At 45.3% G+C, this 23,506-nt stretch carries 19 protein-coding genes and 1 pseudogene; 9 read left to right on the forward strand and 11 right to left on the reverse strand.

What is annotated here, in order from left to right; translation table 11 throughout:
- Positions 1-186: 186 nt before the first annotated feature.
- The 3 genes from AK966_RS01815 to fabB all read right to left on the reverse strand — a co-directional run bounded on the left by AK966_RS01815 (position 187) and on the right by fabB (position 3,860).
- Positions 187-1,200 carry an aspartate-semialdehyde dehydrogenase gene (locus AK966_RS01815; protein ID WP_099078529.1) on the reverse strand — a complete coding sequence of 338 codons (1,014 nt, stop codon included), beginning with the start codon at positions 1,198-1,200 and terminating at the stop codon, positions 187-189.
- Complete coding sequence (locus AK966_RS01820) at positions 1,197-2,330, reverse strand: 4-phosphoerythronate dehydrogenase (RefSeq protein WP_099078528.1); 1,134 nt, start codon at positions 2,328-2,330, stop codon at positions 1,197-1,199. Before AK966_RS01820 ends, AK966_RS01815 begins: the two co-directional genes overlap by 4 nt.
- A 318-nt stretch (positions 2,331-2,648) precedes the next feature.
- The gene (gene fabB / locus AK966_RS01830) at positions 2,649-3,860 is read right to left on the reverse strand and encodes a beta-ketoacyl-ACP synthase I (protein ID WP_099078527.1); all 1,212 of its coding nucleotides are present in this window, start codon (positions 3,858-3,860) and stop codon (positions 2,649-2,651) included.
- 128 nt (positions 3,861-3,988) lie between these two features.
- Here fabB and mnmC point away from each other — a divergent pair, with 128 nt between their 5' ends.
- Positions 3,989-6,007, forward strand: a complete 2,019-nt coding sequence (mnmC, locus tag AK966_RS01835; protein WP_119463429.1) for a bifunctional tRNA (5-methylaminomethyl-2-thiouridine)(34)-methyltransferase MnmD/FAD-dependent 5-carboxymethylaminomethyl-2-thiouridine(34) oxidoreductase MnmC — start codon at positions 3,989-3,991, stop codon at positions 6,005-6,007.
- Positions 6,008-6,055: 48 nt separating this feature from the next.
- Here the strand turns inward: mnmC and AK966_RS01840 are convergent, their stop codons facing one another.
- From AK966_RS01840 to AK966_RS01850, 3 genes are all read right to left on the reverse strand, one after another.
- Positions 6,056-6,580, reverse strand: coding sequence for an NADPH-dependent FMN reductase (locus tag AK966_RS01840; RefSeq protein WP_099078525.1), 525 nt, complete (start codon positions 6,578-6,580; stop codon positions 6,056-6,058).
- A 155-nt stretch (positions 6,581-6,735) separates the two neighbouring features.
- A complete protein-coding gene (locus AK966_RS01845) occupies positions 6,736-6,999 on the reverse strand; it encodes a YfcL family protein (protein ID WP_119463430.1) in 264 nt (87 codons plus the stop codon).
- Between the two features lie 14 nt (positions 7,000-7,013).
- On the reverse strand, positions 7,014-7,544 hold the full coding sequence (locus tag AK966_RS01850) for an elongation factor P hydroxylase (RefSeq protein WP_099078523.1): 531 nt from the start codon (positions 7,542-7,544) through the stop codon (positions 7,014-7,016).
- 131 nt (positions 7,545-7,675) lie between these two features.
- On the opposite strand from AK966_RS01850, the pseudogene AK966_RS01855 reads away from it, so the two are divergent.
- A pseudogene (locus tag AK966_RS01855) lies at positions 7,676-8,001 on the forward strand (trimeric intracellular cation channel family protein); the annotation flags it as partial.
- Between the two features lie 80 nt (positions 8,002-8,081).
- Here AK966_RS01855 and aroC read toward each other — a convergent pair.
- Together aroC and prmB are read right to left on the reverse strand one after the other, a co-directional pair.
- Positions 8,082-9,167, reverse strand: coding sequence for a chorismate synthase (aroC, locus tag AK966_RS01860; RefSeq protein WP_099078522.1), 1,086 nt, complete (start codon positions 9,165-9,167; stop codon positions 8,082-8,084).
- A 216-nt stretch (positions 9,168-9,383) separates the two neighbouring features.
- The gene (prmB, locus tag AK966_RS01865; RefSeq protein ID WP_099078521.1) at positions 9,384-10,316 is read right to left on the reverse strand and encodes a 50S ribosomal protein L3 N(5)-glutamine methyltransferase; all 933 of its coding nucleotides are present in this window, start codon (positions 10,314-10,316) and stop codon (positions 9,384-9,386) included.
- Between the two features lie 61 nt (positions 10,317-10,377).
- Here prmB and smrB point away from each other — a divergent pair, with 61 nt between their 5' ends.
- Positions 10,378-10,908 carry an endonuclease SmrB gene (gene smrB / locus AK966_RS01870; RefSeq protein WP_099078520.1) on the forward strand — a complete coding sequence of 177 codons (531 nt, stop codon included), beginning with the start codon at positions 10,378-10,380 and terminating at the stop codon, positions 10,906-10,908.
- A 72-nt stretch (positions 10,909-10,980) separates the two neighbouring features.
- Here the strand turns inward: smrB and sixA are convergent, their stop codons facing one another.
- Positions 10,981-11,445 carry a phosphohistidine phosphatase SixA gene (gene sixA, locus AK966_RS01875; protein ID WP_099078519.1) on the reverse strand — a complete coding sequence of 155 codons (465 nt, stop codon included), beginning with the start codon at positions 11,443-11,445 and terminating at the stop codon, positions 10,981-10,983.
- Between the two features lie 377 nt (positions 11,446-11,822).
- Between sixA and AK966_RS01880 the strand changes: the two genes are divergently transcribed.
- Together AK966_RS01880 and AK966_RS01885 are read left to right on the forward strand one after the other, a co-directional pair.
- A complete protein-coding gene (locus AK966_RS01880) occupies positions 11,823-14,600 on the forward strand; it encodes an insulinase family protein (protein ID WP_119463431.1) in 2,778 nt (925 codons plus the stop codon).
- Between the two features lie 88 nt (positions 14,601-14,688).
- Positions 14,689-14,949 (forward strand): CG2 omega domain protein, encoded by a 261-nt coding sequence (locus AK966_RS01885; protein WP_099078517.1) that lies wholly within the window; start codon positions 14,689-14,691, stop codon positions 14,947-14,949.
- A 91-nt stretch (positions 14,950-15,040) separates the two neighbouring features.
- Here the strand turns inward: AK966_RS01885 and fadJ are convergent, their stop codons facing one another.
- Together fadJ and fadI are read right to left on the reverse strand one after the other, a co-directional pair.
- The gene (gene fadJ / locus AK966_RS01890; protein WP_099078516.1) at positions 15,041-17,152 is read right to left on the reverse strand and encodes a fatty acid oxidation complex subunit alpha FadJ; all 2,112 of its coding nucleotides are present in this window, start codon (positions 17,150-17,152) and stop codon (positions 15,041-15,043) included.
- Entirely contained in the window at positions 17,152-18,459 is a 1,308-nt protein-coding gene (fadI, locus tag AK966_RS01895; protein ID WP_119463432.1) for an acetyl-CoA C-acyltransferase FadI, read from the reverse strand. Before fadI ends, fadJ begins: the two co-directional genes overlap by 1 nt.
- 560 nt (positions 18,460-19,019) lie before the next feature.
- Between fadI and AK966_RS01905 the strand changes: the two genes are divergently transcribed.
- From AK966_RS01905 to AK966_RS01920, 4 genes are all read left to right on the forward strand, one after another.
- Complete coding sequence (locus AK966_RS01905) at positions 19,020-19,595, forward strand: sigma-70 family RNA polymerase sigma factor (protein WP_119463433.1); 576 nt, start codon at positions 19,020-19,022, stop codon at positions 19,593-19,595.
- Complete coding sequence (locus tag AK966_RS01910) at positions 19,588-20,319, forward strand: DUF3379 domain-containing protein (RefSeq protein WP_099079804.1); 732 nt, start codon at positions 19,588-19,590, stop codon at positions 20,317-20,319. Before AK966_RS01905 ends, AK966_RS01910 begins: the two co-directional genes overlap by 8 nt.
- A gap of 298 nt (positions 20,320-20,617) precedes the next feature.
- On the forward strand, positions 20,618-21,898 hold the full coding sequence (locus AK966_RS01915; protein WP_119463434.1) for an outer membrane protein transport protein: 1,281 nt from the start codon (positions 20,618-20,620) through the stop codon (positions 21,896-21,898).
- 310 nt (positions 21,899-22,208) lie between these two features.
- On the forward strand, positions 22,209-23,501 hold the full coding sequence (locus AK966_RS01920) for an outer membrane protein transport protein (RefSeq protein WP_119463435.1): 1,293 nt from the start codon (positions 22,209-22,211) through the stop codon (positions 23,499-23,501).
- Positions 23,502-23,506 lie beyond the last annotated feature (5 nt).

Raw genomic sequence — 23,506 nt, forward strand, 5'->3', positions numbered from 1 at the left:
TTGGTGCTAGTAAAGATTTGAAATGGTGATCGGTTAAATATATCGGATAACACACGCAAAACTATAGCTTTAAGGGAAAAAAATGTGTGGCTCTCACCATATTCGTACTAATCTCACACTAATTTACTTCGTTCGAACAAAAAAGCCTCGCTGTGTGCGAGGCTTTGAAATCAATTGTGAGCGTAATTAGTAGTAATCGCGAATCAAAACTTCCGCGATTTGTACTGCGTTTGTCGCTGCGCCTTTACGTACGTTATCCGCAACAACCCAAAGATTTACACCGCTGTGATGGCTAATATCGTTACGAATACGGCCTACCATTACGTGGTCTTTGCCACCCGCATCACGAACTTGTGTCGGGAAGTCTTCACCGTGGAATACTTCTACACCTTCGGTTTGCTCAAGAAGGTTAATCACTTCTTGTGCATCAATCGGCGAACGAGTCTCAACGTGAACCGCTTCTGCATGGCCATAGAAGACTGGAACGCGCACACAAGTTGGGTTTACTGTGATTGATGGATCGTTAAAGATTTTTTGCGTTTCCCACACCATTTTCATTTCTTCTTTGGTGTAGCCGTTTTCCATCATCTGGTCGATTTGTGGAATACAGTTAAACGCAATCTGCTGAGAGAATTGCTTCTTATCCGCTGGGAGGCCGTTGAGTAGCTTCGCCGTTTGACCAGCTAATTCATCGATACCTGCTTTACCTGCGCCAGAGACGGATTGGTAAGTGGATACGTTGATACGTTCAATACCCACAGCATCGTGGATAGGCTTCAATGCCACCAACATTTGGATGGTGGAGCAGTTAGGGTTCGCAATGATGTTACGGTTACGGAACTCTGCAATCGCTTCTGGGTTAACTTCAGGAACAACAAGTGGGATGTCTAACTCGTAGCGGAAGTGAGAGGTGTTGTCGATCACGATAACGCCTTCGTCAGCGGCAATTGGCGCCCATTTAGCAGACAGTTCACCGCCAGCTGAGAACAGCGCGATGTGCGCTTGAGACCAATCAAACTCTTCCACGTTTTGTACGCGAATTGTTTTACCATTGAAGCGGTAAGTCTTGCCTTCGCTGCGCTCACTCGCTAGCAGGAAGATTTCGCCTACTGGGAATTTGCGCTCTTGAAGCACTTCCAAAATTGTTTCACCGACCGCACCGGTCGCACCTAAAACGGCAACATTGTATTGCTGGCTCATTGACTTACCTCAACCTGAAAACCTAGTTCTGCTAATGGAGCAAGATTGCATGTTTCGTTACCCATTAGCGTGACAGCGCTGTATTCACGGCGATCCCAGTAGTTTTTACGCATCAGATCAAAAGAACCTGGCTTACTGATTTCACGACGGAAAAGCGCGTCATCTTTACGCACATCATAGATTAACTGCGTGATGTTGTGCAGCGTTGCTTCATCCCACGCTCTGTCCAAAACCACAGTCGGAACAGGCGCGGTTGGCAGTAAATCGCTGGCATGCGCACGTAATTCGTTATTTAGAAACTCACAGTAGCTATTAAAAATCATTGTCGTACCGCGAGCCTTCCCTTCCAGACCATAGCCTGCAACGTGAGGGGTGGCGAATGCTAGCAGAGGCAGAAGCTCCATATCAACCTCTGGTTCAAACTCAAATACATCTAATGCAGCAGTGAAGCCATCATTTTTCAGCAAACGTTGCTTTAATGCTCGATTATCTACCACAGGGCCGCGTGCTGCATTTATCAAAATTTGATCCGCACGTAGACCATTCAAAACGATTTCATCAATCAAGTGGTGCGTCGGATACGGGCCATCTTTGGTGATTGGTGTGTGTAGCGTGATGATGTCTGACGTTTCAATCAGTTCTTCTAATGGGGTGAAATTGCGAGGATCCCCCTCAGCTTGCTTGAGTGGATCATTGAGGAGCACTTTAATGCCCATGCCGTTCAAACATTTCTCTAGATAACTACCGACTTGACCTGCACCAATGATACCAACGGTTTTGTCGAAAACAGAGAAACCTTGCTGCTGCGCTAGCACCATCATGACGCTGAATGCGTACTCAGCAACGCCAACTTTGTTGCAACCTGGCGCAGCGGTGAAGAAAATACCTTTTTCTTGCAATAGTGCTTGGTCGACATGATCCATACCAGCCGTCGCTGTACCCACGAACTTCAGCTTGTTTGCTTTACTGATCAGCGCCGCATTTACTTTGGTAACCGAGCGAATCATCAGTGCATCTACATCCACTAAATCATCGGCTGTCAGTGTACGACCGGGTTTTAAAATCACTTCACCGAGTTGGCTGAAAAGCTCTTCAGCGTACGGCATGTTTTCATCAACAAGAATTTTCATAGCGCTAGCGTTTAAGATCCATTTTTAAGAGTGGTATCCCCAAACGACATCAGGATTTGAGGTCACTTGAGTATAGTGATTGTGCCCTTTTCCCAAAAAATCTCAAGAAATAGCACGTTCAGCCCCAAAATTAAAAAAAAGAAAAAGCCCGGCATATCGCCGGGCAACGTTCCAGAACAAAAGGATCCTATCCCGCTCTCCTTGGGACAGAGTCTGCGTCTGTTCGACCAGATAAGCTGGTCAGGTCTGGAAACTGGTTTGTCAGGGTTTACATTACTGAGAATAAAAACCCAACCAATTCAGTTAGCTTTGGGTCGCTTACGCTTGGTACTTTTTGATTACCAATGTCGCGTTTGTACCACCAAAACCAAAGCTATTTGACATTACGGTCGTCAACTCTGCTTCGCGAGCTTCTGTTACGATGTCTAGACCTTGTGCCGCTTCATCCAAGTGAGAGATATTCACACTTGGCGCAATGAAATTGTTGTCTAGCATTAGCGTTGAGTAAATTGCTTCGTGAACACCAGCAGCACCTAGTGCGTGACCAGTCATCGCCTTTGTTGCAGAAATTGCTGGGCTGTTGTCACCAAATAGCTCTTGGATAGCACCCAGTTCTTTCACGTCACCTACCGGAGTAGAAGTGCCGTGCGTGTTGATGTAATCGATGCCATCTACGTCTTGCATTGCCATCTTCATACAACGAACTGCGCCTTCACCTGATGGTGCTACCATGTCGTAGCCATCAGACGTCGCGCCGTAACCTACAATCTCACCGTAGATTTTCGCACCACGGGCTAGAGCGTGTTCAAGCTCTTCGATAACGAGCATGCCACCACCGCCAGAGATAACAAAACCATCACGGTCAGCATCGTAAGTACGAGAAGCTTTTTCAGGCGTCTCGTTATACTTAGTTGATAGTGCGCCCATCGCATCAAACATCATGGTTTGTGACCAATCTAGCTCTTCACCACCACCAGCAAATACGATGTCTTGTTTGCCTAGTTGGATAAGCTCCATCGCATGGCCGATACAGTGTGCTGAGGTTGCACATGCTGAGCTAATGGAGTAGTTCACACCACGAATCTTAAATGGTGTTGCCAGACACGCAGAAACGGTTGAAGACATTGTACGTGGAACCATATAAGGGCCAACGCGTTTTACGCCTTTTGCACGCATCGTATCTGTTGCAACTGTTTGGTTGAATGCAGAAGCACCACCAGAACCAGCAACGATACCTGTGCGATCGTTTGATACTTGCTCTTCAGATAGACCAGCGTCTTCAATTGCCTGCTGCATTGATAGGTATGCATAAGCAGCCGCATCACCCATAAAGCGCATCTGTTTACGATCAATGTGCTCTGCTGGGTTGATTTTCAGATCACCCCAAACCTGCGAGCGCAGACCGTGTTCTTTAAACTGCTCAGACGCAGTGATGCCAGATTTACCCGCTTTAAGAGACGCTAGAACTTCTTCGACGTTGTTACCGATACTTGAAACAATACCCATACCGGTGATTACGACTCGTTTCATTATGACATTCCTATAATTCAAAAATCCGCTAGATGATAACTAAGATAGTCAACAAAAGTGGTCAGCTTTCCCATAAATTCGTACAATCACTGTATTCTAACCGCGCCAAATCACATATTTGCACCATTATGACTTCGATTAAAAACGCAGAACTTGGTTGGAACGAAGCTGGTACTCCAGTTTCTGACCAATTTGATGATGTTTATTTCTCCAACGTAAACGGTCTCGAAGAGACACGCTACGTGTTCCTCAAACAAAATCATCTACCAGAAAGATGGCAGGAATTTGACCAAAGGCGTTTTGTTATTGGTGAAACCGGATTTGGCACAGGGTTGAACTTCTTAGCCGTGTGGCAATGGTTTACTGAATTTCGTCGCGCCTATCCAGAGGCTGCACTAAAAGAGCTGCATTTTGTTAGCTTTGAGAAGTACCCACTGAGCAAAGCTGACTTAGAAAAAGCACATCAATCTTGGCCTGAATTGGCAGAATTTGCTGAGAAGCTACAACAACACTACCCAGCAGCCGTCCCTGAGTGTCACCGCATAGTTTTAGAAGGTGGCGCGATCACGCTCGACCTTTGGTTCGGTGATATTAAAGACTGCATGCCGCAAGTCCCATATAGTGAACAAGGCTTAGTGGACGCTTGGTTCTTAGACGGTTTTGCACCAAGCAAAAACCCTGAGATGTGGAACCAAAACCTGTTCAACAACATGGCAAAATTAGCGAAGCAAGACTGTAGTGTCGCTACCTTTACGGCAGCGGGTTTTGTGCGTCGTGGTTTAAACGAAGCTGGTTTTGTGATGAAAAAAGTCAAAGGTTTTGGCACTAAGCGAGAGATGATCGCAGGCTCTATGGTGCAACGCGAAGCACATTCAAACTACAAGCCTTGGTTCAACCGTACCGCTGCAACAAAGCATGATTCAATTGCCATTATTGGTGGCGGCATTGCCAGTGCTGCACTGGCTAAAACGCTCATTCGTCGCGGTATGAATGTCACGCTTTACTGTAAAGATGCTCAACCAGCAGAAGGCGCTTCGGGTAATCGTCAAGGTGCAGTGTACCCGCTACTAAATGGTCCACACACAGGCGTGTCTCGCGTGTTCGCCCCGGGCTTTTTGTTCGCGCGTCAGTTTGTCGACCAAGCAGCGCAAGACATTCAGTTTGATCACGATTGGTGTGGTGTCACTCAACTAATGTGGGATGACAAATCCGCAGACAAGTTGGAAAAGATGCTCGCTGGTCACTTCACTCCAGAGTTGATTCACAAGCTTTCAGCCGAAGAGACGGCAGAGAAAATTGGCTTACCGATCGACATGGCATCCGTTCACTACCCTCTGGGTGGTTGGCTATGCCCTGCTGAACTAACCCGAGGTTTGATTGCTCAACTAGAAAAAACAGCGCTTTTTGAAACGAAGTTCGAACACCAAGTGGAATCGCTAGAATGGGATGAAACACGCCAACTTTGGACGTTGACGGCCAACGGTCAAACCTTCGAGCACTCGACTGTTGTTGTTGCCAACGGCAGTGAATTCCAAACGCTAACCCAAACGGCTAATCTGCCATTGGGCCAAGTCAAAGGTCAAGTCAGCCATGCACCTGCAACAAAAACTCTATCTAAGCTGAAAACGATACTGTGCTACGACGGTTACATGACGCCTGTTAACCCGAATAATCAACACTTGTGCATCGGCGCAAGCTATGACCGCAGTCACCTAGATTACGAGTTTGACGAAGACGCACAAAAGGATAACGCGGAGAAATTGGTGAAGTGCCTACCGAATCAAACTTGGACGAAAGAGGTTGATACCTCAGGTAATATGTCACGCCAAGGCATTCGTTGTGTTAGCCGCGATCACCTGCCGTTTGTGGGTAATGTAGGTGACTTTGAAACCATCAAAACGCAATACGCTGATCTACAACTTCAAAAAGAAGAGGAAGTGGAAGCCATTCACCAGTTCCCTAACCTATTCTGTTTCTTAGGTTTAGGTTCTCGCGGTTTGAGCTCAGCACCATTGATGGCAGAAGTATTAGCGTCGCAAATCTGTGGCGATCCACTGCCACTGCCTGTTGATGTGCTGACTGAACTGCACCCAAGTCGAATGTGGGTAAGAAAACTGCGTAAAGGTAAGGCAATTACAGAATTGTAATCCGTCTTGCCCTCCCCCCTCTTTTCGATAGGGGGGAGGAGCCAATACTTAGCCCAATGTCGCCACCGCAGATTTCACTTGCGCGGCGATCTCTTCATTACGAAACTCACCGGTCTCTAAATCAAAATTGTCATAAAAGCTTGGTACAGAAAGAGCAGCTTTTACTTCCGCACCAAAATACGGAGCCGACCCCGTTGCTGCTGCCAAAACCGTTTGTGCGCCACTAGGGCCAGGTGAGGTTGCAAGATAAACTGCCGGTTTATTTTGGAATACGTTACGCTCGATACGAGTCGACCAATCAAACAAGTTTTTATATGCCGCTGCGTAAGAGCCGTTATGTTCCGCGAATGAAACCACAATCGCGTCAGCAGCTGCAATATCATTCAGAAACGCCTTTGCACCTTCAGCCTGACCGATTTCTTTCTCTTTATCTTCACTAAACAGCGGGACTTCGTAACTATTGAGATCCAACACTCGCACTTGTGCACCTTCGACTAAGTTTGCTGCATAGGTCGCTAGGGTTTTATTGATGGAGGTAGAGCTGGTAGAAGCACCGAAAGCGATAATTTTCATGGCTGCTGTTCCTTGTTTACATTATTATCTAATAAGAATAAACCGAAACCTGAGGTCAACAACCACAAAAATTTTAAGGAGAGGTTCGAAATTTTCGAAAGAGTTTATTCCAACTCTTTTTGTTTTAACGAGAAGCTTACTGAACGAGCCGAGGCTTAAGCTTGCACTTGAAGCTCTTGCCATAGATCGTTAACGATAATGCGATCCGCTGGCGTCAACTCTGAGCGTGCTTCTTCTAGGCTGTTTTCGATACGAGACTTAAGCTCTGTCACGTCGTTAATGCCTTCATCTTCACAAGATGCTGCCGACAGAGAAATGTGACCACGTAAATAACCACCAGCAAATAACTCATCATCCGATGCTGTCTCAATTCGAGCATCGATCAGCTCTAGTAGGTTTTCTTCAAATTCAATAATCATGGCGTTTCTCTGGGTTATTTAACAATAAAATCTGACTTTTCCAAAGGTTGGACGTCATAAAAAGCACGCATCGCATCCGATAGCATTTTTACGCGAGGAGGAAGACCCATTTCGAAGATCCCCATGACTTCGCGATGCACTTTGTGCATAAAACCAAGACGATCTGGTTCAAAATCGCCGTGTAGATTGTCACAACTGACGTTAAAAGGGAAGTCAGCACTTTTTGCTAAAATCCACTCATACGCTTGAGGGCGAATTTCCACTTTTTCGAACTCGGCTTGAACCTCTGCTGTGCGACCATCTGGCTCGTACCAATAGCCAAAATCTTCCAGCAAACGACGCTCTGGTCCTGCCACACACCAATGAGCAATCTCGTGCAGCGCAGACGCGTAAAAGCCACGAGCAAAAATAATCCGATGATGCGGATGCTCTTGGTCTGCCGGTAAGTAAATTGGCTCATCACCACCGAGCTCTAACTTGGTGTTAAATGATTCAAGAAACGTGTCGTTGAAGATGGCGATAAGGTCTTGATATTCGTGGTTCATCATCGATTCTGTACTTCAAATTGATATGCGGAGCGTATTGTCGCCGTTTTTATCTAGCGCGTAAAGCCACACAACAAGTTTGGATATTAGCTGAATTTATCTGAAAGTGACTTTTTTGTTGGATGTCCTCTATGCTGCTAAGTGTGTTGTATATCATTGGTATAACAGCTGAAGCCATGACTGGTGCATTGAGTGCCGGTTGAAGAAAAATGGATTGGTTTGGCGTGATGTTGGTAGCCAGTGCAGCGGCTATTGGCGGTGGAACCGCACGCGATATCCTACTCGGTCACTACCCACTCGGATGGGTAACTACCCCCCTGAATTCTTAGCGATTACCTGTGTCGCAGGTGTACTGACTACTGGTTTGTCAAAATGGGTGATCAAACTTAAAGGCCTGGTCATTCGTTTGGATGCGCTAGGGCTTATCGTATTTAGCATCATCGGCACCAAAGTCGCATTCGAATCTAACCGTATCAAAATTAAACAAGGCTGCTCATTAAGCAGCCTTTTGTTTGTCTATCGAGATAAGATTCAACCTTAAATCTTTGGCGTTTCCGTAGTCACGCCATAGTTTTGACCACGATGACGCAACAAATGATCCATCACGACAATCGCCAACATCGCTTCTGCGATAGGCACGGCACGAATACCCACACATGGATCGTGACGACCTTTAGTGATCAACTGAGTTGGCTCACCTTCTTTTGTAATAGTCTCACCTGGGACTGTGATACTTGAGGTTGGCTTAAGTGCAATGTTCGCGACGATGTCTTGACCAGTTGAAATGCCACCAAGAATACCGCCCGCGTGGTTGCTACCAAATCCGCCTGGAGAAAGCGTATCGCGATGCTCGCTGCCTTTTTGATTAACTACATCAAAACCGTCACCAATCTCCACTCCTTTCACTGCGTTGATGCTCATTAGCGCGTGGGCAATATCTGCATCTAAGCGGTCGAATACAGGTTCACCAAGACCTACTGGTACATTGGTTGCTACAACCTGAATTTTAGCGCCTATTGAGTCACCTTCTTTTTTCAGATCACGGATAAGTTGGTCAAACGCGTCTATTTTGTCTGCATCTGGGCAGAAGAACGCATTATTTTCAATTTCATTCCAATCCACTTTATCGATTGAAACGTCACCCATTTGTGACAAGTAAGCTCGAATTTCTACGCCAAATTCATCTTTTAGATATTTTTTCGCTATCGCACCTGCTGCCACACGCATTGCCGTTTCACGAGCAGAAGAACGGCCGCCGCCACGATAATCGCGGATACCATATTTTTGATGGTATGTGTAGTCTGCGTGTCCTGGTCGGAACTTATCTTTGATATCTGAATAATCTTTAGAACGTTGATCGGTGTTTTCGATCAACAGGCCAATTGAAGTACCTGTGGTTTTACCTTCAAATACGCCAGAAAGAATTTTTACTTCGTCCGGTTCACGACGTTGTGTGGTGTAGCGTGATGTGCCAGGGCGGCGACGATCGAGATCCGTTTGCAGATCTGCTTCCGTGATTTCTAGACCTGGAGGACATCCGTCTACGATACATCCTAGTGCGATACCGTGACTTTCCCCGAATGTCATCACTCGGAAATGTTGTCCGATGCTATTTCCTGCCATTGCTTCCTCAAATTATTGTCAGCCACGCCAACATTTCAGTTCGTCGCAGCTATCCTTTCAATTCTTCGTGAAATCATAGTGGCGTTATTACGTTTTGATGTAAAGCCCGATTTAGTGGAAAAACAACACAGCCTTAATTTTCCCGATCCGGTGCAAAGCGGATAAAAAAATGCCGAGCACAGAGCTCGGCATTTCGTATCATCATTTCACGATCAATTAATCGATGTACAGTTTAAACTCTTCTGCACACTCAACTAGTTGCTCACGCGTTAGCATGAACACGCCGTGACCGCCGTTTTCAAATTCAATCCAAGTGAATGGGATCTGTGGGTACTGTTCCATCATGTGAACCATTGAGTTACCCACTTCACAAATAAGAATACCGTTGTCTGTTAGGTAATCAGGTGCGTTGGCAAGAATGCGGCGAACCAATTTCAAACCGTCAGTACCCGCTGCTAAGCCTAGCTCAGGCTCGTGCGTGAACTCTTCCGGTAAGCTGTTCATGTCTTCTTCGTCCACATACGGTGGGTTAGACACGATCAGGTTGTATTTCTCTTTTGGTAGGTCGCGGAACAAATCAGAACGGATTGGGAACACTTGTTGCTCCATGCCGTGGTCTTGCACGTTTTGCTCAGCCACTTGCAGCGCATCAGTAGAGATATCAATCGCGTCAACTTCTGCATCAGGGAATGCGTGAGCACAAGCAATCGCGATACAACCAGAACCAGTACATAGATCCATAATGCGCGTTGGCTCTTCCACCAACCAAGGTTGGAATTCCGCTTGAATCAATTCACCGATTGGAGAACGTGGCACAAGTACACGCTCGTCAACGAAGAATTCAAGACCGCAGAACCATGCTTTGTTGGTTAGGTATGCCGTTGGTGTACGCTCGTTGATGCGTTTTACTACGCGCTCAACAATACGCAGACGCTCGCTTGTCGTAAGGCGAGAGTTCAATACATGTGGAGGCACATCAATTGGCAAGTATAATGTTGGCAGGATAAGCTGAACCGCTTCATCCCACGCATTATCAGTGCCATGACCGTAAAACAAGTTAGCGGCATTAAAGCGGCTTACCGTCCAACGAATCATATCTTGAAGGGTATGCAGTTCCGATACCGCCTCTTCTACAAAAATCTTATCCAAAATTGCCTCCGAAAAGCGCTACAATACTGCCATAAATTGTAAAAATGAAATTGTTTACCTAATGAGCAAAAAAGACACCGAACATGATGACGATTTCGCCTTGTTTAAGGATGCAGTACAGGGCGTAAAAAAGTTGCGACAGGATACCATAATCCAGCAACCAAAAAAAAATACTAAGCAAAAAGAAATCAAGCGCTCAAACCGTGAAGCGAGTGACGCTGAATTTTACTTTTCTGATGAGTTTGTTCCGCTTCTTAATGAAGAAGGTCCCACTCGTTATGCGCGCGACGATGTGTCCACTTATGAAGTGAAACGTCTTCGCCGTGGTGTATACGTCCCTGACGTCTTCTTGGACATGCATGGCATGACACAGCAAGAGGCCAAGCGTGAGCTCGGTGCGATGATCGCTTACTGCGTGAAAAACGAGATCCACTGTGCGTGTGTGCAACACGGCATCGGTAAGCACATATTAAAACAGAAAGCGCCACTTTGGTTGGCTCAACATCCAGACGTGATGGCATTCCACCAAGCACCTCTTGAGTTCGGTGGCGATGGTGCGCTACTCGTTCTTCTCTCTATTCCAGAGAAATAAACACCTTCTCTGTAAGGAAGACAAAGGCAGGATACCCCTGCCTTTTTATTTCACTTTCGTTATGCACCTAACCTATGGGGTGATATGCCATAACAATTCGCCTGAATGTGTTTGTGGATCATATTCAACACACACCAATCCAGATGTCGGAAACATCGGCGGCGACATGTCTTTCACAAACTCAGAAGTCAGATAACCAACCAAAGGTAAGTGAGACACAAACAATAGCGATTCCAACTTCTCCACTTCGATCAGTGCATTGGCGAAATCAAAGACCTGCTCAGACTGACCATAAGGCGTAATATCCTCACACGTATCAATGCTCGCTGCAGAGAAATGCGTGCTGATTTCTTGCCAAGTTTGTTGGGCTCGAATGTACGGGCTCACCAAAACTTTATCAAATTGGGCGAAACCTTGGTCTTTACAAGCTCGGGCTACGGCTTCCGACTCTGATCTGCCTCTTTGGGTCAGTTGTCTTTCGGCGTCAGAATCCGCGAAGTGTTCAGCTTCACCATGACGCAAGATAAAAATTTTCATGTTATTTCCTAGGGATAGCTATCGCTACCAAAAGGTTGACTGCTATCTTTAATAAGGATATCGGGCTAACTTTAGTCATATCAAAACAAAAACACTGATATAATTGTTGGTTCATTATATCAATTCGCTTGCTAAAGATAGCGACTTTCTTAACAATCTATTAAAAAGAATATACTCAGTTCATCACATTATACGAGGATGCCATGAACTCAGTACATTGGTTCAAATAGCTCGAACTCGATAGCATTGGCTATTGGGCTTATGCAGTATTCTAACCAAAGACAAAACGCAGCAAACAGCATTTGTCGACGCGCAAGGTTTGCGCAGCCCCATTCTAGGGCTCCCAATGACTGTCATGCGAAATCTGGAGACGCATCGTGCACTTAAGTCCAAACGATTCAAATCAATACCGCTACATTACATTAGGTAATGCACTGCGCGTGTTGCTGATTCATTCTGACACGGCTCAACAGTCAGCAGCAGCACTGGCAGTGAACGTTGGACACTTTGATGATCCTGACGATCGTCAAGGTCTCGCGCACTACTTGGAGCACATGCTTTTTTTGGGTACAGAAAAATACCCTAAAGTAGGCGAATTTCAAAGCTATATTAGTCAACATGGCGGAACGAATAACGCATGGACCGGAACCGAACACTCGTGTTTCTTCTTTGATGTGAACCCGAATGCATTCGAAACCGCACTCGACCGATTCAGTCAATTTTTTACTGCGCCATTGTTTAATGAAGAAGCACTAGATAAAGAACGTCAAGCGGTCGAATCAGAGTATAAGCTCAAACTCAATGATGATTCACGTCGTCTGTATCAAGTGAATAAAGAGATCATTAATCCCGAGCATCCTTTTTCAAAATTCTCAGTCGGTAACTTAGAAACGTTAGGCGACAGAAACGGAAAGTCGATTCGTGATGAAATCGTCCTCTTCCACCACTCCGAATACTCCGCAGATCTAATGACATTAACCTTGTTTGGTCCGCAATCGCTTGACGAGCAACAGGCATGGGTCGAAACCATGTTTGCCGATATCCCAAATCACCAACTGGTCGGCAAGTCTATTGATGTACCAATTAGCGGTGAAGACAGCACGGGTATTTTGGTTCAGGTAGAACCTATTAAAGAATTTCGCAAGTTGATACTCACCTTCCCAATGCCCGGCATGGATCAATACTACACCGTGAAACCCCTCTCCTACTTTGCCCACTTGCTGGGTTATGAAGGTGAAGGAAGCTTAATGCTGGAACTCAAAAGCCGAGGTTGGATAACCTCTCTTTCTGCAGGCGGAGGAGCAAGTGGCAGTAACTACCGAGACTTCACCGTAAGTTGCACACTGACTCCTGACGGGGTGAACCATATTGATAACATCGTTCAAGCGGTATTCCAGTACTTATCAATGATCAAACAAGATGGCATGGACGAATGGCGCTACCTTGAGAAACAAGCCGTACTAGAGTCGGCTTTCCGTTTTCAAGAGCCATCTCGTCCACTCGATCTCGTCAGCCATCTCGTCATCAACATGCAGCACTATCAGCCAGAAGATATCATCTATGGTGATTATAAAATGTCTGGCTATGATGAGCAGTTACAACTATCTCTACTACAATATCTCGTTATAGATAATGTCCGTATCACATTGATCGCAAAAGGGTTAGAGTACAACCGCACGGCCAAATGGTATTTTACCCCTTACTCTGTCACAAAATTCCGTGATGAGCAGCGTCGCTTCTACCATCAAATCGATCCAAGCTGGCAATTCGTCTTACCCGAAAAGAACCCATACATTTGTTATGAGTTGGATCCTCGCCCATTTGAAAATGGCGGATCGTTGCCAGAATTGGTTGAAGATTTAGAGGGTTTCCGACTTTGGCATCTTCAAGATGATGAGTTTCGAGTTCCCAAGGGAGTGGTCTATGTTGCGATAGATAGCTCTCATGCGGTTGCATCTCCCAAAAATATCGTCAAAACCCGTTTATGTGTGGAAATGTTCCTCGACTCTCTGGCTCAAGAAACCTATCAAGCTGAGATCGCTGGCATGGGCTACAACATGTATGCACACCAAGGCGGCGTGACACTTACGCTATCGGGCTTTAGCCAAAAACTGCCACAACTGTTAGAGATGATCCTACTCCGTTTCGCCGCACGAGATTTCAATCCGATTCGCTTCGAAACCATTAAACAACAACTATTACGTAATTGGCGAAATTCGTCTCAAGATCGTCCAATTTCACAGCTCTTCAATGCATTAACTGGTTTGCTTCAGCCAAACAATCCCCCTTATGCCACCTTGGTCGAAGCATTAGAAGAGATTGAGGTCGACGAGCTTTCAGTATTCGTTGAATCGATTCTTTCCGAATTGCACGTTGAAATGTTCGTTTACGGCGATTGGCAACGTCAACAAGCTCATGACATGGCAACCACCCTAAAAAATGCGTTACGTGTGAAGGAACAACGCTACGAAGAGGCACTTCGTCCATTGGTCATGTTGGGAGGCCGCGGTAGTTTTCAGCGTGAAGTGTACTGTAATCAGCAAGATTCAGCGGTCGTGATATACCACCAATGTACAGATACCACAGCTCGTAGTATCGCACTCTATTCTTTGGCCAACCATCTGATGTCAGCGACGTTCTTCCATGAAATTCGCACTAAGCAACAACTTGGCTATATGGTTGGAACGGGTAACATGCCACTCAATCGTCATCCGGGGATTGTGCTGTATGTGCAATCTCCGCACGCCGCGCCTGCAGAGCTTGTCACTTCAATAGATGAGTTTTTGAATGCCTTTTATATGGTGCTGTTAGAGCTTAACGAGTATCAATGGCACAGCAGTAAGCGGGGGCTATGGAATCAGATAGCAGCACCGGATACCACGTTACGTGGTCGTGCGCAGCGTCTATGGGTTGCCATAGGCAATAAAGACGCTGAGTTCAACCAGCGTGAAAAAGTGTTACAAGAATTAAAAGGCTTAACGCGAACCGACATGATTCGTTTTGTTATCAATGAGTTGAAGCCGCGCACAGCAAACCGATTAGTGATGCATTCTCAGGGCAAAGCTCATGCTGATGCGCCACATATTCATCTTGGAAAAGAAATTGGTTCCATTGAAGAGTTTCAGCTACGCCCTAAGGATTGTGGTCTCGGATAGCCCAAGTAGTGCAAAACGGTAAACATCGCAATGACGTTTATGTTGCAATTACCTTGTTCAAAAATACATACTCATACATGAGGACAATATGACAAAGCTACTATTACTTACTGCTGTTTTAATGCCACTTGCCCCAGCTTACGCAAACATCACCATCAAAGGCGATGATTTTGAATTAAGCGAAGATTGCTTGCGCCTTAATGGTGACAATGTATCGATTAAGTCAGACGACTGTTCATCAGGCAAGAATAATAAAGGCAATAAGGGTGACAAAGGCAACTCAAGCATTCATGGCGATGACAATCCAGGCAAAGGCCATGACAAAAGCAAGAAAGACAAAAAGAAATAAACGCTAGTTTGCCGAAAGGCGCATTTAAAAGAGAAAGAAAAAAGAAAGGCTTGCATCACGCAAGCCTTTTTATTAATGGTGGCAATCTTTGCTAGTAAAACGTTTTTCCTTCACCAGCGCGAGTCAGAAGACCATCACAAGGTGCGTAACGATCGCCATATTTCGCTGCAAATTCGTTCATCTTCTCAACCAGTTCCTTCAAACCAAATTGATCCATGTAACGGAATGGCCCACCCAAGAATGGAGGGAAACCAATGCCGAAGAGTGCCCCAATATCACCGTCGCGCGGCGAACGAATGATGCCTTCATCAAGACAACGTACCGCTTCATTGAGCATTGGCAATAAACAACGCAAAGCAATGTCTTTATCGCTCAGTTTCGATTCTGGGGTTAGCTTAAGTAGCTTGTAAACCGACTTATCGACTTCTTTCTTCTTATCTTTATAGGTATAAAAGCCTTTACCACTCTTACGACCTTTGCGGCCGTCGTTCAGTAATGTGTCGAATACGTCTGGACCTTTGAATCGCTCACCTAACTCATTAACCAAGATCGGCATGATCTTCGCGCCAATGTCTACGCCTACTTCATCAAGCAGCGTGATTGGACCCACAGGGAAACCGAAATTAAGCAAAGCACCGTCTAACTGCTCAATGGGTTCATTTTCCAACAGGATGTGTGCCGCTTCATTCATGTAAGGTGCAAGAATGCGGTTTACATAAAAGCCCGCTTTGTCTTTGACCACGATTGGCGTTTTTCCTTGCTTCTTAGCCAGCGCTACCACCGTTGAAATCGTTTCATCTGACGTGGTTTCATGCGGAATGACTTCCACTAAAGGCATTTTTTCAACTGGACTGAAGTAATGCAAGCCAACAATGTTTTCTGGACGCTGTGCTTTTTCTGCAATTTTATGAATTGGCAGAGACGAGGTATTGGTAGCAAAAATGGTGCTTGGTTTGGCGTTGGTTTCAATATCCGCCACCATTTTTTGCTTCAAGTCGAGATCTTCAAATACCGCCTCAATGACCACGTCAATACGGTTGTAACTCGTAAAATCGATACCGCCTGAAAGTTGCAGCATTTTCGCTTGCAGACCCGCTTTGCTTAGAATGCGGCGTTTTCGCTGCTTTTCAAACAATTTGTAGTTGTAGTTCAAAGCATTCAGTACGCCATCATTGCTAACATCTTTGATACGCACTGGCGTTTTTGCTTTTGTCACCGTGACATGGCTAATACCTGCCCCCATTAGGCCGCCACCGAGAACGCCAACTTTTTTCACCTGCGCTGGCTCGGCATCGGTGCCATTTTCTTTCTTCATCTCCGTCGTTGCGAAGAAGATCGAACGTAAGGCTTTAGACTCGGAGCTCATCACAAGCTCACCAAAACGCTTCGCTTCCAGCTCTTGACCTTGAGCAAAGTCTTTTTCTAAACCATGTTGAATGACCTCAAGGATCGCGGTCATCGCAGGGTAGTTACCACGCGTTTTTTCGTTGGCCTTCTTAGCGGCTTGTTCAAAGACAAACTTACGGCCTAATCCACTGCCAGACACCAATTTCTCTTTGATTGACTGTTTTTTATTGCCCTTAACTTTGCCTTTTTCGAGCAATTGCTTCGCTACATCAAGCAAAATCGTCTCCGGCACACATGCATCGACCACACCCAGTTTTTTCGCTTTCTTGGCACGTAGCTGTTTACCCGTAAGAATCAAATCCAGTGATGGCAACAAACCAATAAGGCGAGGAAGACGCTGAGTACCACCGGAGCCAGGCAATAAACCTAACTGAACTTCTGGCAGACCTAATTTGGTTACATTTGAATCAGTACAAACTCGATAATCACACGCCAGTGCCAGTTCCAATCCGCCACCTAAACAAGGGCCATGTATCGCAGCAACGACAGGATAAGGCAAATCAGACAGCTGTTGGAATAAGTCTTGACCTTGTTTTGCTAACGCTTCCGCTTCTCCTGCGGTGGTACATGCTTCCAGCATACGTACATCTGCACCCGCAACGAAGTTATCTGGTTTAAGAGAATGAACAATCATCCCTTTAATGCCGCTAGTATCTTTTAACTCGGCAAAGATTTCCTTCATTTCATCAGCGAAAGCGGCTTGAAGCGTATTCATTTTTTCATTTGGAACATCGATGGCTAACCAAGCAACGTTCTGCTCATCAATCTTTAGACTAAATGCTTTTTGCTCGCTCATTACTCAACCTCCAAAATCATTGCTGCGCCAAGACCACCAGCAGCACAAGCCGTATTCAATGCTAACCCACCACCGCGACGTTTCAATTCACGCAGAGTTTGAGTCATCATGCGCGCTCCTGTTGCGGCAAATGGGTGACCATACGCAATCGATCCACCAAGCACATTGAACTTATCCATATCGATTTCACCAATCGCTTTTGAACGTCCGAGGTTTTCTTGAGCAAACTTATCGGAAGCAAACATTTTTACGTTGGCCAACGCTTGAGCGGCAAATGCTTCATGCATATCAATGAGTGTGAGGTCAGAAAGTTCTAATCCCGTGTTTTCGAGCACTTTAGCGGTCGCATAAGATGGCCCCATCAGCATATCCATCTCGACCCCGATAGCAGAAAACGCATAACCTCGAATATAGCCAAGAATCTCCATACCAAGCTCTTTTGCTTTGCCTTCACGCATGAGCATCACAGCGGCACCGCCATCGGTTAGAGGCGTACTGTTTGCTGCGGTTACGCTACCATATTGGCGATCGAAAGCCGGACGCAGTTTCGCGTAACCTTCGAGAGTAGAGTCATGGCGAATATTGTTATCTTCAGAGATCCACTTTTTGTACGGTTCTGGGAAAGCGGTCATCACCTCATCTTGAATCTTGCCTTCTTTCCATGCTTGAGACGCTAATGAGTGAGAACGGTGTGCCAATGCATCTTGTTCTGCACGTGTGATGCCGTGCGATTTGGCCATTTGCTCTGCGGTTTGCCCCATCGACAAACCAGTCGAGTATTCCGCAACCGCAGGAGGAACCGGCATTAAATCTTTCAAACTCAGCGTTTTAAGAATGTTGAATTTTTGACCCAGCGTTTTGGTTTTACTTAACGCAAGTAAGTTAGCGGCAAGTTTCTTTGAGACGCCAATGGGTAGAACAGAAGAAGAGTCCGCACCACCAGCAATACCAACATCAATGCTGCCAGCCATAATGCTTTCTGCAACGTTTACCGCTGCTTGGAAACTGGTCGCGCACGCGCGGGTCACACTGTACGCATCGGTATGGACATGCATACCAGTCCCTAAAACGATTTCACGTGCAATGTTTGGTGCTTCAGGCATTTGAACCACCTGGCCAAATACAACTTGTTCAATTAGCTTTGGATCGATATCGGTTCGAGCAAGCATTTCGCTCACTACCATTTTGCCTAGATCGACCGCTGGTACCTGGCCAAAATCCGTGCTTTGACGAGCAAAAGGGGTTCGAAGCCCTGCGACAATAGCAACACGTTCACCATGGCGTGTTTTCACTTCCTGCTTGCCCATTGTTTCTCCTTAAATACAAGAGGTCTGACCTGAATCATTGTAATCAAGTTGTTAAAATTATCAAACGTACGTTTAAATAAACGTGAAGCAAGTAGTTCTATTCTTCTGCGACTTGACGTTATTTGTATATACCAACGCTCAAAGGGCGATGTGGCTTGGGCATGACCACCAACACCTCCGTATTTGAAATAGATAAGCGATGGCTAGGAGGGAGGACAATCGTGAAATTGAGGCAAAAAAAAACCACACAAAGTTGTGTGGTCGGAATATCTATAAAACAATTAACCTACGCCAATTGTAAAATTAATCAGTTTCCTGATTAGGAGAAAGTAAAGTCAGCCTTCAAAAGGAAGTGTCATCTTGCTCAACATGTTAGCCGTCAAAGACTAACGAGATGACAAGATGTACTATAGCGCCTTCGCTGTGTGAGATTTTGAAGTAGATCAATTTTATAGCGATTATGCCATTTTCAAAACTATCAAACCGTCAAGGTCAAGGGACCTAATGATAATGACAGTGTATCCATGTCACAGTCAGTGTTTTAGACCTCACAGAGCAAAATGGAGGCTCCTGTGGCACTTTTTAAAATATTCCGGAAGAAAAATTCCGACAGTCCGGTCAACTCTGATATGGACAGACAAAGAAAATACGAAGCTCTTGTTCGGGGCTATCACAGGGACTTGTACCGCTACGCTTACTGGTTGTGCAGAGATAAGGCGATTGCAGAAGATTTGGTTCAAGAAACCTGTTTGCGTGCGTGGAAGTCACTCGATAGTCTTCAAGATGAAAAGGCAGCTAAATCTTGGCTCATAACGATATTAAGACGAGAGAATGCGCGACGCTTTGAGCGCAAACAGTTTGATTTAGTGAATATCGACGACTACGGCAACGATGCCAAAGTCAGCGATGAGCCTCATCATCAGCAGGAATGGTTACAAGCTCAAATCATGAAGCTGGATGTCGAGTATCGGGAACCCCTGTTCCTTCAAGTTGTTGGTGGCTTCAGCGGCGAAGAGATCGGTGACATCCTAGAACTCAACAAGAACACGGTGATGACTCGACTGTTCCGCGCACGCAATCAACTTAAAGAGATGTTGGATTCTCAAGATACTCAAAGAGGGCAAAAAAATGGATGATTTAGAATTCCGTCGTCGTATTTTGTCGGATCCAAAACACAAAGATGAAGAGATTCTGCAAACTTTAGCTAGGAATGATGCTAACAGTAAGTTTGTTGATGACGTTTTGGATCTCGACCTAAAAATTAAACAGGCAATGAATGTCAACGTACCAGAAGATTTGGCTGACAAAATTTTGTTTAGCCAAACGTCAACCGCACTTGGTAATGAAAATGTTATAAGGCCTACCTTAGCACGCAAAGCCTTGGCATTAGCGGCCTCTGTCGCGTTTACTGCGGGCTTATTGATTGGTCAGCTCAACTGGGGCAACATCATTGCCCCCCCCGCGCAAGCAAGTTTGGCCGAGACAGCCATGAAACACGTGGCTCACGAAGAGGCATTCATACGTCACTTGAATGAAAATGTCCCGAACTCACAAATTAACGCCAAAATGTCTCCATTTGACTATCAGTTTACTGATGGGTTCCCATACCACGTCTACTACTTAAATCACTGTGGTTTTGGTGAATCCAATGCGTTACACATGGTATTCCAAGGTGCAATCGGCAAAGTCACCTTATTTGTTACTGGCATTGCTAGTGAACAGTCAACGGACTTTAATCAAGATGGTATGAGTGGCGTTGTGAAACCGGTTGGTAAAGCAAGCATGATACTCGTCGGTGAAAAGGGTGAAGACATCGAGGCTATTGCCAACCAACTTGCCCCACGGATCCAACCTATATAGTAACTTCGACGATAAAGCACCAATACCCATGCAAATGCCGCTAAATCAACAAATTTAGCGGCATTTTGATTATTAGTTACCACCTCGCTATTCACAACACAGCTCAAGCTTAGAGTTATAACTCTAAATTATGAACTTTAGGTGCAATTTCCCGACATTTAGACATCATTTCTGCAATTTTTATTCAAATTTATCCAATGGTCGGATTTGTATGGTCCACTCTTAATACTACTATCTGCGCCACTGAGCAAAAGCTCAACTTATCGTCCAAAGAGACGAAACTTATAAGGAATAAAAAATGACTCAGAATACGCGTCTGTTCAAAAAGACTCTCCTAGCAGTGACGGTTGCAATGGCATCTGGTCAAGCAATGGCAGCTGGTTTCCAGCTAAACGCACAATCAGCGACTGGTATCGGTCGTGCATTCGCAGGTGATGCGGTAATTGCAGATAACGCTTCTGTAATGGCACGTAACCCTGCAGCAATGGCGCTATTTGATAAAATGGAGCTATCTCTTGGTTTTGAAAGCATCACTTCAATGATCGAAGTGAAAGATGCAACATATCGTAATAATTTACCTATGTTAGGTGGAAAACCACCTATCGTAGCAGATGTTCCCGATACAGATGACGTAGGCGGTACTTCAATCGCACCAAACATCCACCTCATTGTTCCTGTTAATGAAAAATTTGCTTGGGGTGTGAATGCTTACTCAAACTTTGGTACTAAAACTGAATTTTCAGATGACTACATTGCATCTGAGTACGGCGGTCTAACAGATGTTAAGAGCTTCAACTTTGGCCTTGCTGGTTCATATCGTCTAAACGATCAATGGAGCTTTGGCGCAGGCTTAGATCTAATCTACGGCCAAGGTACAATGAAGCGCGGTAACCCTGGTATTTTTGGTGCTGCTCCTTACGCACTAAACGTTGACAAAGCTGATGGTTTTGCAGTTGGCTTTAACGTAGGTACAGTCTACGAATTAGATGAAAATAACCGTTTTGGTTTTGCTTACCGCTACAGTCCAGAGTTTGAAGCGAAAGACGATAAAGGCCAAAAAATCACGCTCCCATTGCCAGACATTGCAGAATTCTCTGGTTACCACAAAATTGAAGATACTAAATTTGCGGTTCACTACTCTATCCAGTACATCGGCTGGAGTGCGTTTGAGAAAATCGAATTCCGTAATTTAGACGCTTCATCTTCACCTATCGGTGGTTCTAGTGGTGCATATGATAAAGATTACCAATGGCAAGATGGCTGGCACTACGCGATCGGCGGTACTTACTACCTAAACAACGATTGGACGCTACGTACGGGTTACATGTACGACACAAGTGCACAAGATAGTTTGACTTCAATTTCTGTACCAGATTCCGATCGTCAATGGCTATCTGCAGGCTTCACCTACCATATTGATACCAAATCTAACGTTGACTTTGGCTTTACTTACCTAATGGGTGATAAAGTTGATGTAGAAGAATCAATTAAAGTAGGTAACCTCACGGCTACGTCAGTAAATGCTACAACTCAAGCTGATGCAATCCTAGTCGGCTTACAATACAGCCGCAGTTTCTAAGCGCAGCGCTGATAGATAATATTAGCACTCTCTATATAAAAGGCTGGAATTCCAGCCTTTTTTTCATATCTATCACTTTCCATTCACTCAATTTAAGCGTACAGGTGTAATCAAAAACCACCTTTATGCCTCACAACTGTTCGCTGAAATTTATTCACACGCCCTTCACTATTGGTTTTATATCTTAGTTAATTAAGTTTTTATGGTTTTATATTTCGAAAAACAACCATTTACGGAATCTCATTTTTAAAGTAAACACTCTAGGCGTAAACTTTCGGCCCACGTTATCAATAACTCAGCGAACATTACAATGAAAACCAACAAGACTCTCCTATCAACAGCAGTGGCATTCAGCCTACTTAGTACCTCTGGCATCGCCAATGCGGCGGGTTTCCAACTTGCAGAATATTCTGCTACAGGTCTAGGCCGCGCGTACGCAGGTGAAGCAGCAATGGCAGATAACGCAAGTTCACAGTGGCGCAACCCTGCAATGCTGACTTACCTAGAAGGTACACAGGTGTCTGTTGGTGCTATCTATGTAAACCCAAATATTGATGTGGATGGTCAAATGCATGTTGATGGTGGAGCTACACTACCAGCAAGCTCTCATGACTTTGCACACGATGCCATCATTCCTAACTTTTACCTTTCTCACCAATACAATGACAAGCTAGCGGTTGGTTTTGCACTTGGCACCAACTACGGCATGGAAACCGATCTAGGCAAAGATTTTGCGGCAGCAAACTTTGGTAACCAAGCGAGCGTGTTCTCGATGGAAGCAAACCTAAACGCAGCGTACAAACTGAATGAACAGCTAAGCATTGGTGGTGGTGTTCGTTACATCATGGCAGACGGCAGCTTCGGGGCAGTTATGCCACCACAAATGGGCGAGCATTTATCTGGTACCACACTTAAGTATATGGAAGGTGACGACACCGCTTGGGGTTGGCAAGTAGGCACTGCATGGCAAATCAATGACAACAACCGTATTGGTTTTGCTTACAAATCTGAAGTCGACCTTACGCTAGAAGGTTATGCTCAAGGTGTTGGATTCGGCCTAACCGGTAATACAAAAAAAGATGGCTCAATGGAGCTCGCTCTGCCTGCAACCGCAGAACTAGCAAGTTTCCACCAACTAAATGATCAACTTGCTGTTCATGCAAGCATCAACTGGACTAATTGGAGCAGTTTTAAAGAGCTTGTTGCCGACTTCCCAGGTGAAGCATCAAACCTGATCAAAGAAGAAAACTGGGATGACAACTACCGCTTTGCTGTTGGTTCAACTTACAAGCTTGACCAAAAATGGACACTGCGCTCTGGCGTTGCATACGATACTTCAGCTGTTAGCGAAGAGCACCGTACAGCAACGATTCCAGAAACCGACCGTCTATGGCTAAGTGTTGGCGCAGGCTACGAATGGTCTAAGAACCTAACTCTAGACGCTGGTTTTACATACATCTTCGCAAAAGATGCTTCAATGCATGAAGGCCGTACCCCTGGCGCTGACTTGATGACTGACCCTGCAGATTTCGGTGGTGCGTTTGAAGGTGAAGTGACGGGCAACGTGTGGCTAATCGGTGTTCAAGCGAACTACAAGTTCTAATTCGA

It is taken from the genome of Vibrio sp. PID23_8, from assembly GCF_003584965.1.
Taxonomy (GTDB): Bacteria; Pseudomonadota; Gammaproteobacteria; order Enterobacterales; family Vibrionaceae; genus Vibrio.